Raw genomic sequence first — 13340 nt, 5'->3', positions numbered from 1 at the left:
TTGCACCATACTGCTGTTCAAAAACGGTGCCGCCTCCCCCAGTTGAGTACGGACTAGCGCGCCGTGCTTTCCTGGGTGTACTTGAGTCGCTAGACACGATTTGACCTCAATCTCGTTGAACAGTCAATTAATTCAGAGTATTATCCAATAGGCGATTTTGTGGTGTCACACCGAGAACCCGGGTCCTTCGGTCGGGCCATTCTGCCAATGACACCAGTATCACCCGGCCGCACCTCTTCCAAGAATAGGTCATCAAAGTGTCTTCCGCTTCGACCGCAGTTGCTCTGGCTTGAGCGCAAGCAGCGCAATTTCTACGCCGTCCTCGTCGTCGAACTCCACCTCGAACGCTCGCGGGTCGTCGTAAACATCGACGATGGTGCCGATCATGCCTTCCCGGAGGCCCTTCTCGGGCAGGTCCACGGCGAGCTCGACCACGTCGTACAGTTTCATCTCTCCCCCTTCGGCGGGAAGCTGATCGTCACCAGCCGAGTCCTCCCGGCAGCGTCGGCGATCCATCCGGTGCGGACTTCCATCGTCCCATCAGGGCCGGTCAGCTCCACATCCACTTTCCAGCGCGTTCCGTGTTCGTCGGTGTCGCCCATGATCGGCTTTGCGGCCGGGGCTTTCTCCAGTATCTGACGTTTGATCTCAGCGGCGTCGTTGAGCCCGAACCCAGTCCGGGACTTGATGACGCGCGCCTTGTTGCCGCCGACTGGGTGCTCGGGGTTGAGGGCGTACTTGGTGAGTTTCCGATCATCGAATTCGGCTCGGGTGAGGTCAGGGCCGGGCCGGTTCGGCCCGGGCTGCGGCGCTGACGGTGACAGCGGCGGACCCGGTGATGCGCCACCGCCTCCGCCACCTGCGGTGCCGCTGCGGATCGCCTCGGCTGTGGCAAGAGCGGACTCGAGGCTGGCAGTGACTGCCGAAGCCTCCGCCTGCATTTCCTCCAGGCTGTCCACGATCGAGCCGACCTGTTCAGCTTTCGCTTCGACGCCGAGCGTGCCGAGCTCGTCTCGAAGCCCGGTGGCCTGTTCACGGCTCGCGCCGAGGCCGGCGATGAGGTCACGGCTTTGGTCGATCGCGGCGCGGATCGCGGCAGCGAGTTCATCGACTGAGGGCACGCAGCGGCTCCGTCCAAGGGGGTGGCGGCTCGGTCAGCTTAGCGGGATTCCGGCAATTCGTGGGTGTTGCTTGTAGGCGGGGGCTCCGCAGGACCGCTCCAAGAAGTGGCGGTTGGCTCTGGCTCGGAGCGGCGTGTCTCGGCGAGTTTGGCGGCTTGTGTCATGGCCTGGTGCCAGGGGAACTGTTCGGCGAGCGGGCCGCCGTGGTGGGGTTCGTGCTCGGCTAGTTCTAGGAAGGTCACGCCCTCCTCGGTCAACGTCGCTGTCGCGCGTAGGTATGGCACCCGTCCGGTGAGTGCGGTGTTTGCGAACGGCACGACCAGGGTCGGGATGCCAAGACCGATGTGTTCGGAGGCGACATCGAGTGCGTAGGTGTCGGCGATCCCGGCGGCGAGTTTGCAGATCGTGTTCGCGGTGGCCGGGGCAATGACGACGGCGTCGGCGTTTGGACGGTCTCGGCGGGGCGTCCCCGGTTTCCGGTGTTCGGTGGTCACCGGGTGGCCCGAGGCGGCTTCGAGCGCGTCAAGGTCGGCGAACGCAGCGCCGGTGGGGGTGGCAATGACGTGGCAGTCCCATCCCGAGGCGCGGGCGGCCTCAACGAACCCGGCGGCGTGCATGGTGGGTCCGGCACCGCAGACGATGAGGTAGACGACGTTCATGTCTTGACTCCGATCCGTTCGCACAGGCCTCGCAGTTGTGGGTCGATCGCGTTCTCTTTGGTGCGGCGCACGACGATCCGCAGGACCTCGCGTGCGAGGGGGTTGAAGCGGATGCGCTGTGGGGCGACGTTCTCGGCGGAGGCGATCATGCGTATGGCGGCTCGGTCGGAGTCGCGCGAGCCGATCCGGGCGCATGCCCTGGCCGCGTCGAGATAGAACGACGCCTGTCGAGTGGGGGCGTCGATTGCGCTGGGGTTGGTGGTGTTCGCGATGGCGATGGCCCGGCGCGGGTCCCGGTCGACTTCCATAGCGACCATCCAGAACGTGAGGTTGGTGGGACCGAACCAGCCGAGTTCTTGCCCGCAGTCGCCGGTGCGCGTGGCGAGGTCTTCGGCTTCGGCCAGGTGTGTCTCGGCTTCGGATTCGCGCTTGAGCCCATACAGCGTCATCGCTGAGGTCAGGTGAAGTTGGCCCGCGACGGCCATAGTCCGCTGGTCGGCCGTGCCGCCTTCGAGCATGCGAAGGCCGGCGGCGGCGAACTTGTGGCCGCGTTCCATACTGCCGCAGCTCAACGCCGCGTGCGCACGAGTAAATGCGGCGATGCCTTTTAGGCTGAGGTCGTCGAGTTCGGCGGCGGCGTCTCGGGCGCGCTCACCGGCGAGGTAGGTGTCGGCGCGCTGCCCGGTGGAGCGCATGACGTTCATGGTTCGGTGCGCTGCCTGGACGGTCAGCTCTCGTGTGCGCGTGGCCGTGGCTGTGTTGGTTGCGGTGACGGCGGTGGCGTGCAGACGACGTAGAAACGGCGCCAGCCGCGCGGCCGTCCCAGTGAAGTCGCCTCGCCGGTATAGCTCTTCGAGCAGATCGGCCTCGGCATTGAGGTAGCCAAGCCCCGCCGGGTCGGCGGTGGCCTCATCCTCCAGGGCCGTCTCGATGAGGGCCGCGAGGATGTCGTGGACGTCGTCGACGAGCCCGACGCCGTCGCTGGTGAGGGAGACGTAGCCGTCGCCGATCAGGTCCATGACCGAGCAGCGCAGGACCATGCTCATGGACGCCAGGATCTGGAGGTTGTCGGCGCCGCGGAGACCGTTCTCGATCCGGCTCCAGGTGCTCGCGTTCATGTCGGCCAGCTCAGCAGCCCGGCGAATGCTGAGCCCGCGAAGCTTCCGCCGGGTCATGATGCGTTCGCCGATGGGTTCGGTCGCCATGCGCTGCTCCATACCTACAGGGTCCGCCTCAGCCTACAAGTGCCGTTGCCACATGGCAACGCTCTGCGCTCCCGCCTCCATAGCCTGGGGTAGCGAATCGGACACCGTTCGAATCAAGAGGGCCCTACCAGGTCATTCCTGGGGGCGAAGCGCCAGCAAGGAGGGAGCTGCAAGTGGCGAGACGAAACGTCGGCATCGCGAGGGTCCCAATGCAAGACGATCTGGGGCACCACATGGTGCCTGACCGGATGCGGTACTTGGAGCGGTGGGACCTGCCGGGCACTGAGTTGTACGTGGACGATGAAGTCGGCGACGGGCAGTTGACTTCTACCGGTCGCGGCTTCCCGGTAATCGCCCTCCTCGGCCATGCTGGCGGCGTTCTCCACAATGTCACCTGGCAGGCGCCAGCAGGTGTTTGGACCGCAACCGAGCGCGTCCAGATCAAAGCGAAACTGGCCGAGGTGCTCGCAAACCGGGACCAGTTCGAGCTCGGAGGCATGCGGTTTCGGCCTCACGTTGCCACCGACCGGCTCAGCGGTCAGCCGATGGTCTACGTGTACCGCACCGACGTGCACCCGGAAGCGCTCGTCGCCGTGTCTGGCCCGGCCGGGCTCGCGCTGACGCCCGAACACCGGTATCTCGACGTCGCGACCCTGGGCCAGGCCACCAAGGAGTGTCTTGCCGGAAGGGCCGCGCCATGATCATCGGACAGTTCACATGGCGCGGCTGGGAAATCGAAGCTGACAGGATCGCGAGTCCGCTCGCGGGCGAAGTCATCTGGTTGAACCGGACCGGGCCCACACTCACCGGTATGGGCGTGATCCGATACGGCCGACTCGATCTGACCGTCTTCGCTCCCGACGATGACCTCGCACCGCTTGAGCTGCGGCACGCATTCGACCAGTTCCGGGCTGGGGTGACGAGATGACTGGCCGGATACTCGCTCTCATCCTCGGCGGCCAGGCGTCAGTATGGGATGTTCCGCCACCGCCGGACTACCCGCGGCGGACGCTCGGGTGGTACCTCGATCGCGCCCGCGGCGACCAGGCCGAGCGCGAGCAACGCGCCATCGAGCGGCTCGAAGCGCACTGGCACGCCGTTCGAGAGGCGCAACGGATCATCGACCAAGCACCGCGTCACGACTGACTTGCCTCCCGAGGGGCCGCCGCGCGCCGCGACTGAGCGACGGTTCCCCTCCGGGCCGCCGCGCCAGGTGGAGCGCGGCGGCCCTCCTACCTCCGACACCACAATGGTGGACGAGTCTCCGGTATTCGAATGGGGCCGGACCAGATTTCGGCCTTGAGGACCGGAGCCGAACGGAGTCGCGGGTCCCGCCCCGGTCAGCTCGTTCACCCGCACAGGGCCCGCACAGCGATCGTTTGTGCGGGCCCTGTGCGGGTCTGTCAGGGTGGCTGACCCGCACAAGCCTCGACTCAACGGCATTTTCGAGCGACACTCGCGTTCACGGGAGGTGGCCAGACCGGGCTGCTTCCACCGATCGGGAGGAAGGACACGAACACGATCCGCTGGATGTCGATAACGGTGAAACGGTGCCGCGCTGTGGGCGGTGCCGCTGTTCGGTGTGCCCGCGCCATGCCCGGTGGGGCGGTGAACTGATGGCGTCATGGCGCACGCCCTCGAACGCAGCGGCTTCGCTCGGTGAGATCGCGCATCAGCTCACCGACCGAGACCGGGCGATCATCGAGCACCTGGCCCGGTTTCGACTGTTCACGATCGAGCAATTGCAGCGGATCTTCTTCGACTCCGCGTCCTCGGCGTACGACCGGGTCCGGACCTTGACCGAGCGGGGACTGCTCGACCGCCGGCGTCCCTCAACGCACGAGGCGTACCGGTACTTCCTCGGCCTGCTGGGACTTTCCTTGACCCATGCAGTCGCGGTCGCCGACTACGCGAGGGACCCCGGCACGGACTGGTTCGGCAAGAGCGAGAAGCCCAAGCCCGGCCGGACGCCGACGAAGGCGAAAGCCCGCGAGCACGCCGACGCGCTCTTCTTCTCCGCCCACCGCGCGCATCTGGAGGGCATCAACGACTGTTACTCGCGGCTGGCCTTCTCCTGCCGCCACGACGCGACGGCGACGCTGCAGCGCTGGTACGTCGAGCAGGAAGCCGAGCGGGTGTCGTCGGTGATGGGGATGCGAGCGGACGGGTGTTTTGACCTCACGCTTGTGGGCTTGAAGCGAGAGTTCTGGTTCGAGTACGACACCGGGACCGAGACACTGGATCGACTGATCCAGAAGATCTATCACTACGGCAAGGAGATCGGCAGGCAGCAACGCATCGCGAGCAACCGCGTTCAGGAGGGGCAGTGGACCCGTGAGGAGATCCTGGCCGAGGCGCCGCCGCGGATGATGCTCATCGAGTTCACCAAACCCGGCCGCGAAGCGAACCTGCACGACCGCCTGAATCGCGGAGAGGACCGTAACCTCGTCGCCACCACCGCCACCGACCGCAGTGCCGATCCGCTCGGTCCAGTCTGGTGGTGTGCCGGTGACCCGGCGGGTCGATTGCGCAGGCTCGAGGAGATCTACACGTTCAGCCACCTGTGGTGACGGCGGTACCGCATCCGGCTGAGGACTCCCGGAACCTGCCCCGTGCGGGGTACCGGAAGCGCTACCGGGAACACTCCCGAGACGCCATCGGGCCGAGCCGGGTAGTGTTTCCGCAGCTCGCGACGAATAGAGCCGGGCGCGTGTGCGGGTCCTACTAGTATCTACCTGATATTCCCCCAAGAAGGGTCTCGTGAACTCTTCGACCTGCGGAAGCAGCGCGAGGCCCCTTGTTCGCAGGCCGGTTCGCGACCCACCTTGATTACCTACAGCCACAACACTCGACTCCTGTGTCATGGCCCGGTAGGATCGAGTGCATCTGAGACCACGGTGACGCCGCGTCGCCTCCCATGTCGTGGTCTGCACCCACACCAACCGCCGAAGCGGGCCCACCCGTGCCCGCATGGCCGAGAACCATCCGCCTGAGCGAGCGGTGGACGGTCACCGAGATGGTCGACGGCACACACGCCGTCATTGTCATCAAACCCGCCACCGCCGAGGACATCGCAGGGCCGGGCCTCGCCCTCGCTCGCGGCCCGGATGGTCGGCAGGTGAGTGTCCGGGCTGCGAGTCGCACTCGGTGGCTCGTGTCTGAGTCTGACGCCCGCAACGGGGTCGGCCGGGACAACTTCGGCTTCGCCACCTGGGTTGCCGCCCACGCCGCTGAGCTCGCCGTGCTCGGACCGGGAACACATCATGGCGAGTGGTACGGGGCCGGCATCGGCCACGGCTACGGCCTCACCGAGCGCCGCTTCGCACTGCTCGACCTCAGCAGGTGGCACCGCGGCCTCCCCGACGGCGCACCCGCAACGCTCGGCATCGTGCCAGTCCTAGCCGAATGCGAGGGCGCGCGGCTTAACGCCACCCTCGTAAAATGCCTGGCCCGCTTGGCAAAAGGCGGGTCGCTCCTGGTCGCGGGAGCGGCGGCCGAGGGGGTTGTCGCCTCCTCGGCCGCCGACCCGCGCTTCCACATCGAGGCCGCCGGGGGGGCCCCCCCGGCCCGGGCGGGCCCGGGGGCCCCCCCCCCGGCCTCCCCCCGCGCGGGCGGGGGGGGGCCCCCCCCCGCCCCCCCCCCCCCGCCCCCCCCGGCCCCCACTCGGGTGCCCACATCCGCCCCGACGCTGGCCCCCACACCGGGCCCAACAGCACCCGATCAACGGAAACGAGCGAAAGACCCGCTCACGGCGCGTGTTACCCGGCTCGGGCAGGTCCGAGATACCTCTCCAGGGGGAACAAGGGCGGCACGGGGTCTCAGAGTCGGCGCGGGCTCCACGCCGCGTAGACGCGGCAGGCGCGGGTGGGCACCATGACATCCCGGCCCGCCTCGAACCAGGCGGGCGCGTCGATAGCGGGGCGGCAGGCGAGCGCTTTAAACTCGGCGCCCGCCAGCAGGTCACGGCGTTCGGCGATGTCGGCGGCCTCCCACGCCCTCGCATAGGTGGTGCCAGTGGGTGCATACTCCCACCTCGCCTCCTCCGAAGGTTGGGCTTCGAGCTGGCTCCGCTTGTCGATCAGCGCCTTCATGCGGCGGCGGTACTCGTCGTCCTCGCCTTCCCACAGCCCGGCGTCGCGGTCGTCGCGCAAGTCGCGGATGGTGTGCCCAAGTCGTTCAAGCTGTGCCGCGGTGCCGGTGGCGGGGACGAAGCGGCGCTCGTAGACCTCTTGGCTGCCGATGTCGTCCAGGAACCGCTCCGACAGGGCCTGGTCGAGTTCTTCGAGTTTGATCGAGGCCGGGTGCGGGCAGTGGTTGATGGTCCCCTTGCACCCGTACCGGACGTACAAGATGCCCTTCTGGGTGCTGGCGAAGCGGTACATCTTGTTCCCGCACGCCCCGCACCGCAGGAAGTCCTTGAGCAGGTACAGCTCGGTTCTGGGTCGCTGTGTGTAGCTCTTGCCGTCGCGGTCGTTGTGGACCACCGATCCGGCCCGGAGCGCCTCGAAGTCGGCGAGGGAGATCAGCGGTTCGGCGAACTGGATCGGCTCCCCGGCCTCGTCGACCACGGTGCGGCCGTCGTGGATCGCCTGCCCGATCAGGTGGCGACCACCGAGGAACTTGGCGACGCTCGTGCCCAGCCAGAATGCGCCTTTGAGGCCGTAGACGCCGTTCTCGTTGAGCCAGTCGGCGATCTTCTGGAACGACCAGCCCTCGAGGCGCCGGGCGACCATGCCCCGCGCCCACGGGGCGCGCTCGGGATCGGGTACGAGCCCGGTCGCCCGCCCCTGCACGTCGTGGCTGGTCTTGTACCCGAAGGGGACCACGCCTCCGGCCCACTGGCCTCGCTGGCGCAGTTTCGCTCGGGTGGAGGTGACGCGTTCGGAGATCGCGTCGAGTTCCATCTCGGCGAAGATCGCCGCGACGTAGGCGATGAGCTTGCCCGAGGGTTCGGCGGTGTGGAGCTGCTTGTCGGCGGTGGCGGCGAGCTTCTTGTGCTCATCGCACCAGGCCAGCAGCTTCGAGAAGTGCACGATCGAGCGCGCCCACCGGTCGATCTTTGCCGCGCACAGCCCGTCGAAATCCGAGGCGCGCTCGCGCAGCCAGGGGCCGAGTTCCTCGCGCTCGAACAGGTCCGTGGAGCCGGAGACGTCGAGGTCCTCGGCCCAGCCGACGATCGTGTGCCCGGCATCGAGCGCCCAGCGTTCGATGGCTTCCTTCTGGCGTTCGGGTGAGGTGGTCACGTCGGTGACCCGCGACAGGCGGACGACGCCGACTATGCGGAGCCCGGACCGGTTCATCTTCGCGCGGGACTTGGATCGTTGATGTGCCATTGCATCTCCTGATGACTGAGTTTCATGGTCACACGCGCAACATTTGTCACGCGTGAAACGTGTGAAACTGTCACCTACGGGTGCGCTTGGCACGGTTGTGACCGGCCGGTCGCTTGGACTGAGGCGCACCACATCCAGCATTGGGCTGATGGCGGTGTGACGGCCGCTGAGAACCTGATCCTGCTGTGCCGGTTCCACCACGGGCGGATCCATACGACTGGTTGGTCGGTGGAGAAGACCGGGCCCGGCCAGGCGATCATCACCCACCATGACGGTCATGAAGGCCCAGGCGGCAACGACAGCGGGGGCGGCTGTGGCTGCTCGGACTGGCGCACCGACCACGACATGGACACCGAGAACCAAGGCTCAGACTGGGATGTGTTCCCGACCGGGCTCTACCGCTCGGAATGGTCCGAGACGATGAAGCCCGACCTGGATGGGATGGCTGAGGCCATCGACAGAGACCGGGCAATGAAGGCCATGCGAGCGGCGAAGGCCCGATGCCGAGAGAAGTTCGCAACACCGAAGCCACCATCCCCTGTGCCGGTCTTAGGCTGCCCCAGCGGGCGACTGCTGGGGGAAGCGCCGCACGGCAACACCACGCAACGCAGCCTGATCCCCCAGAGGGATCGGGCCCCTCGGCATGCCCGGGGCAGGAAACCAACCCCTGCCAACACCCTCCCATCCCTGCCGGGTTGAACCAGGACCCGATCGGCCAGGGCAGCCGCAGAACGACCGGGCCCTGCCACTACCTCGTTGTCGCTGCCCGATTGAACCGGTAGACAAGTGATCCGGGAAGCCGAAGAGTCGACCCGAGCCCCGCTGCCACCTCGCTGCCGCACCCGATCAAGCCAGGTAGTCGCAGACCGGCCAGGACCGCCTGAGGCCTCGTTGTCGCTGCCAGGTTGAACCTCGAGGCGATCAGATCGAGCAGTCGGAGACCGGCCGGGACCGCCTGAGGCCTGGTTGTCGTTGCCAGGTTGAGCTTGGGCCGATTCGGGCCGGGCGGCCGGAGTCAGACCCGAGCCCTGCCGCTACCTCGTTGTCGCTGCCAGGTTGAACCCGAACCCCCAATTAGGCCCGGGCAGCCGGAGACCCGCTGCGACCGTGTGAGAGGCCCTGTTGTCGCTGCCTGATTGAATTCGGGCCCAATCGAACCAGCGGGCCGAAGAGCAACCGGGGCCCCCGGCGCCACCTCGTTGTCGTCGCCCTGATCGAACCGGGATCCGGTCAGGGCGGACAGCCGGAGGCTGACAGGGACCAGGGCAGGGACTAAGGCAGGGACTCGGGCGGGGTCAGTCCGCTGACGCATAGTGGTTGAGGATCTGGTGCGCCAGCTTCCTGATGCGGCGGCGCGCCTCGGGTGGGTCAGTGACGGTGACGGTGTCGGCGAACGGCAGGAGCTGACGCACGTCCTCCAATTCACGGCAGCGCAGGATGCCCTCAGTACGTCCCTGCCCATCGGACCCGACGATCGACAGCCGGCTGCCGAGGATCCGCTCGGCCCGCGCCGCCTGGGAGTCCTCAATGAGCAGGTGGAACGTCAAGTCGCCCTTGTCCTCCCAGCCCGAGGTCAGCTCAGCCGCAACGGTAGTGAGGCGTGCCCCGGGTCGCAGCCGCCGGACGGCTCGGAGCGGTTCCCATCCGGCGATGCGCTGGAGGTTGAGCAGTCTCGGTTTGCCGGACTCGTCGGCGACGAGGTACCACCGCCCGCCTTTCGCCAAAAGCCCGTAAGGATCCACAGTCCTGCGAGCCGCCGGTTCGCCCGGTCGCCGGTATTCGACGCGGAGTCGCACGCCGCGGCGCAGATCGCCGATGAGCTGCGCTGGGGTCACGCCGTGAGGTTCGCGCCCGAACCACGGCCGGTTGTCACTGACCACGAGGTCGCCGATCGGCAGCAGGTCCTCGCTCGGACGCGAACCCGCGACCTTGCGGAGGGCCCGGCCGGTGACCGGCTCGACCCCGAGCCTGCGCCGCTGCTCCTCGTCCAGGCCGGTGAGCGTCAAGTGCTCGCGCTCGTGCGGTGTCAGCCGGGCCGCGTCCAACGTGCCGCCGGGGAGCATGAAGACGCCGCCGTACTTCCCGCGCCGCATGAGGACCGGGAACCCGGCGTCCCGCAGCCAGTTGAGATCGCGGATCACGGTCCGGGCCGAGACGCCGGTCTCGTCCGCGAGCGCGGCCACGGTCGTCTCAGGCCGCGATTGCAGCGCGAGCAGCAGGGCCGAGAACCTGTCGGGAGTCACCTCCCCATGGTGGCAGTGAACATGACGGATCCTGGCATGTTTCCCCGTTACGGTGGCGCCTTCGACAACCTCGAAGGAGCGCAGTGATGCCCGTACCGAACCAGTTCATCGTCTATGTCAGCGACGCCCCCGCAGCGGCGCGTTTCTATGGCGACCTCTTCGATATGGAGCCGGTCCTCGAGACCCCCGGCTTCATCGCGTTCGACCTCGCCTCGGGAGTCCAACTCGCACTGTGGAGCCGAGCGGAAGTCGATCTGGCCGCGACGACGATCCGCACCAGCGAACTGTGCCTGGCGGTCGAGGGCGCCCCCGCCTCGGTCGACGCCCTCTACGAGTCCTGGAAAGCCAAAGACGTACGAGTGGTGGCGGAACCGACCGACGAGGGCTTCGGACGCACCTTCGTCGTCGCCGACCCCGACGACAATTTGATCCGGGTGGCCCCGGTCGACTGACCGCCCGGCACGACGGTACGAAGGGCCGCCCCTGCGAACCGAGGGCGGCGCAACGGATGAGCCACTCGTACAGAACGCCCAGGGCCGCCATCCACTGCGGAAGGCGGCCCTGGGCGTGTTGTGCGTCTTAGCCGATGGCGACCGGGACCGGTTCGGCTTCGACTGCCGATGCCTTGCGGGCGTTGATGACCGTGATGGCGATGACGAGGGCGGCCGCCGCGAGGCCGGCGGCGACGCCGTAGCCGAGGCGGAATCCGCCGGTGAGCGCTTCGGCCTGCGACTCGCCGCCGTCGAGGAGCGAGCCGGTGCGGGCCGAGACCGCGGTGCTGATGACCGCGAGGCCGACCGCGCCGCCGACCTGCTGGGCCGTGTTGAACAGGCCGGAGGTGACCCCGGCGTCCTCGGGCTTGGAGTCGGCCATGCCGAGGGTCATCAGGGCGGGCATCGCCAGGCCGAAGCCGAGCGGCGCGGTGACCATGCCGGGCAGCACGTCCACGAGGTAGTTGCCGTCGGCCCGCATCTGGGCGAAGAGAATGAACCCGGCGACCATGAGAGCGAGGCCGGCGATCACCATCGGGCGGGCGCCGAAGCGGGTGAGGAGCTTCGGGGCGAGCCACATCGAGACCACCGCGATCACGACCGGCGCCGGCAGGAACGCCAGGCCCGCCGCCAGCGGCGCGAACTCGAGGACCTGCTGCAGGTACAGGACGGTGAAGAACATGAACCCGAACGCCGCGCCGACCATGAGCGCCTGCGCGAGGTTCGCCCCGGTCACGTTGCGGGAGCGCAGGATCCGCGGCGGGATGAGCGGCGAGGCGGCCTTGGCCTGGCGGATCGCGAACCCGGCGAGCAGGGCGGCGGCGAGGGCGCCGAAGCCCAGGGTGCGGGCCGAGGTGAGGCCGTACCGCTCGGTCTCGATGAGGGTGTAGACGGCGAGCATGAGGCCGGAGGTCACGAGGGCCGCGCCGATCACGTCCGCGCCGGCCTTCAGTCCGATGCCGCGCTCGGCGGGAAGGAGCTTCCAGGCCATCGCGGCCACGATCAGGCCGAGCGGGAGGTTCACGTAGAAGACCGATTCCCAGCCGAGCGTCTCGGTGAGCACGCCGCCCACGACGCTGCCCGCCGCGCCGCCGCCGGCCGAGGCGAAGCCGTAGAGGCCGATGGCCTTCACCTGGTGCTGCGGCTCGGGGAAGATCGTGACGATCATGCCGAGCAGCCCGGCGGCCGTGACGGCCCCGCCGATGCCCTGCACGAACCGGGCGGCCAGCAGGAAGCCCTGCGAGTCCGCCAGCGCCGCCGCGACGGAGGCGAGGGTGAAGAGGGCCAGTCCGGCGAGGAACACCTGCTTGCGGCTGACGAGGTCGCCGAGCCGGCCGGCGAGGAGCAGCAGGCCGCCGAAGGGGATCACGTAGGCGTTGACGGTCCACACGAGGTTCGCCTGGCTGAACGCGAGGTCCTCGCGGATGGCCGGGAGCGCGATGCTGACGATGTTCTGGTCCAGGACGATCATGACCTGGGCGGCCGCGAGTGCGATCACCGCGAGCCAGCGGGTGCGAAGGCTCTGGCCTGCAATGGGTGACATGGTGTCTCCTCCGGGAAGGGCTGCATTGGGGAACGTTTTGTTCCTGGGGTAATCATGTGTTCCAATGGAGCGATCCGTAAGAAGGCACTTTCATGTGCCAGGGGGTACAGGGATGTTCCTGTCCAGGTCGACCGGCCGTTTCCCTGGCTATGACGTGCGACACAGGTGCCTCCGGTCTCGTTCCGGGGGCGGAGAGAAGGACCGATGAGCGACGACTGCGTCCTGCCGAAGTCCGACGTGCAGGCCGAGGCCTGCCCCATCGTCCAGATCATCGACCGGGTCGCGGGCAAGTGGTCGGTCTCGATCCTGGTCGCGGCCATCCGGAAGCCGGTGCGCTACACCGAGCTCGAGCGCTCGGTCCCCGGCATCAGCCGCCGGATGCTCACGTTGACGCTGCGGAACCTCGAACGCGACGGCCTGCTGGAGCGCACGGTCTACCCGACCGTGCCGCCGAAGGTCGAGTACAGCGCGACCCCGAGCGCACGGGAGCTCTACGGGCACCTGACAGGACTGCTCGAATGGGCCGAGCGGCACCAGCCCGACATCATCGAGGCCCGGAAGGCCTACGACGAGCAGGCGCTCGCCGCGTGACGGCCGCGCGACTGGACTGGCCGGTCCCGCTGCTCGTCCGCCTGCACGCCGGGGAAGACGTGAAGGGCGAGATCGAGGCGGCCTGCCGGGAGCGGCACGACGGCCCGCCCGAGTGGATGCCCTGACACGGTTGTGCACGACGAAGGCGCCGGAG

The 13340-nt window shown here is 67.9% G+C and carries 14 protein-coding genes; 7 read left to right on the top strand and 7 right to left on the bottom strand.

What is annotated here, in order from left to right; translation table 11 throughout:
• Nucleotides 1–252: 252 nt before the first annotated feature.
• Genes O2L01_RS16540 through O2L01_RS16525 form a run of 4 tightly spaced genes read right to left on the bottom strand, consistent with a single transcriptional unit; the run spans nucleotide 253 to nucleotide 2985 of the window.
• Nucleotides 253–450 (bottom strand): DUF4926 domain-containing protein, encoded by a 198-nt coding sequence (locus O2L01_RS16540; RefSeq protein ID WP_270123081.1) that lies wholly within the window; start codon nucleotides 448–450, stop codon nucleotides 253–255.
• Nucleotides 447–1121 carry a DUF6883 domain-containing protein gene (locus tag O2L01_RS16535; protein ID WP_270123080.1) on the bottom strand — a complete coding sequence of 225 codons (675 nt, stop codon included), beginning with the start codon at nucleotides 1119–1121 and terminating at the stop codon, nucleotides 447–449. The genes O2L01_RS16540 and O2L01_RS16535 overlap by 4 nt, the downstream gene beginning before the upstream one ends.
• 38 nt (nucleotides 1122–1159) lie before the next feature.
• Nucleotides 1160–1780: a flavoprotein gene (locus O2L01_RS16530; protein WP_270123079.1), complete on the bottom strand. Its 621-nt coding sequence runs from the start codon at nucleotides 1778–1780 to the stop codon at nucleotides 1160–1162.
• Nucleotides 1777–2985, bottom strand: coding sequence for a helix-turn-helix domain-containing protein (locus O2L01_RS16525; RefSeq protein WP_270123078.1), 1209 nt, complete (start codon nucleotides 2983–2985; stop codon nucleotides 1777–1779). Before O2L01_RS16525 ends, O2L01_RS16530 begins: the two co-directional genes overlap by 4 nt.
• Before the next feature lie 209 nt (nucleotides 2986–3194).
• On the opposite strand from O2L01_RS16525, the gene O2L01_RS16520 reads away from it, so the two are divergent.
• The 3 genes from O2L01_RS16520 to O2L01_RS16510 all read left to right on the top strand — a co-directional run bounded on the left by O2L01_RS16520 (nucleotide 3195) and on the right by O2L01_RS16510 (nucleotide 5555).
• Nucleotides 3195–3686: a hypothetical protein gene (locus tag O2L01_RS16520; protein WP_270123077.1), complete on the top strand. Its 492-nt coding sequence runs from the start codon at nucleotides 3195–3197 to the stop codon at nucleotides 3684–3686.
• A complete protein-coding gene (locus O2L01_RS16515; protein ID WP_270123076.1) occupies nucleotides 3683–3913 on the top strand; it encodes a hypothetical protein in 231 nt (76 codons plus the stop codon). Before O2L01_RS16520 ends, O2L01_RS16515 begins: the two co-directional genes overlap by 4 nt.
• Before the next feature lie 688 nt (nucleotides 3914–4601).
• Nucleotides 4602–5555 carry a replication-relaxation family protein gene (locus tag O2L01_RS16510; RefSeq protein ID WP_270123075.1) on the top strand — a complete coding sequence of 318 codons (954 nt, stop codon included), beginning with the start codon at nucleotides 4602–4604 and terminating at the stop codon, nucleotides 5553–5555.
• A gap of 1248 nt (nucleotides 5556–6803) precedes the next feature.
• Here the strand turns inward: O2L01_RS16510 and O2L01_RS16505 are convergent.
• Nucleotides 6804–8318, bottom strand: coding sequence for a recombinase family protein (locus O2L01_RS16505; protein WP_270123074.1), 1515 nt, complete (start codon nucleotides 8316–8318; stop codon nucleotides 6804–6806).
• 24 nt (nucleotides 8319–8342) lie between these two features.
• Between O2L01_RS16505 and O2L01_RS25705 the strand changes: the two genes are divergently transcribed.
• The gene (locus O2L01_RS25705) at nucleotides 8343–9017 is read left to right on the top strand and encodes an HNH endonuclease signature motif containing protein (protein ID WP_344468938.1); all 675 of its coding nucleotides are present in this window, start codon (nucleotides 8343–8345) and stop codon (nucleotides 9015–9017) included.
• Between the two features lie 596 nt (nucleotides 9018–9613).
• Here O2L01_RS25705 and O2L01_RS16500 read toward each other — a convergent pair.
• The gene (locus tag O2L01_RS16500; RefSeq protein WP_270123073.1) at nucleotides 9614–10561 is read right to left on the bottom strand and encodes a helix-turn-helix transcriptional regulator; all 948 of its coding nucleotides are present in this window, start codon (nucleotides 10559–10561) and stop codon (nucleotides 9614–9616) included.
• Nucleotides 10562–10647: 86 nt separating this feature from the next.
• On the opposite strand from O2L01_RS16500, the gene O2L01_RS16495 reads away from it, so the two are divergent.
• Complete coding sequence (locus tag O2L01_RS16495; RefSeq protein ID WP_270123072.1) at nucleotides 10648–11013, top strand: VOC family protein; 366 nt, start codon at nucleotides 10648–10650, stop codon at nucleotides 11011–11013.
• Nucleotides 11014–11140: 127 nt separating this feature from the next.
• Here O2L01_RS16495 and O2L01_RS16490 read toward each other — a convergent pair whose 3' ends face one another.
• Nucleotides 11141–12595, bottom strand: coding sequence for an MFS transporter (locus tag O2L01_RS16490; protein WP_270123071.1), 1455 nt, complete (start codon nucleotides 12593–12595; stop codon nucleotides 11141–11143).
• A gap of 204 nt (nucleotides 12596–12799) precedes the next feature.
• Here O2L01_RS16490 and O2L01_RS16485 point away from each other — a divergent pair, with 204 nt between their 5' ends.
• Together O2L01_RS16485 and O2L01_RS16480 are read left to right on the top strand one after the other, a co-directional pair.
• Nucleotides 12800–13186 (top strand): winged helix-turn-helix transcriptional regulator, encoded by a 387-nt coding sequence (locus O2L01_RS16485; RefSeq protein ID WP_270123070.1) that lies wholly within the window; start codon nucleotides 12800–12802, stop codon nucleotides 13184–13186.
• Entirely contained in the window at nucleotides 13183–13311 is a 129-nt protein-coding gene (locus O2L01_RS16480; RefSeq protein ID WP_270123069.1) for a PPC domain-containing DNA-binding protein, read from the top strand. The genes O2L01_RS16485 and O2L01_RS16480 overlap by 4 nt, the downstream gene beginning before the upstream one ends.
• The last annotated feature ends 29 nt before the right edge of the window (nucleotides 13312–13340 follow it).

The organism is Glycomyces lechevalierae (assembly GCF_027622945.1).
Taxonomy (GTDB): Bacteria; Actinomycetota; Actinomycetes; order Mycobacteriales; family Micromonosporaceae; genus Glycomyces; species Glycomyces rutgersensis.
The sequence above is the reverse complement of the archived record's forward strand: the minus strand, read 5'-3'. Positions and strand labels throughout refer to the sequence as shown.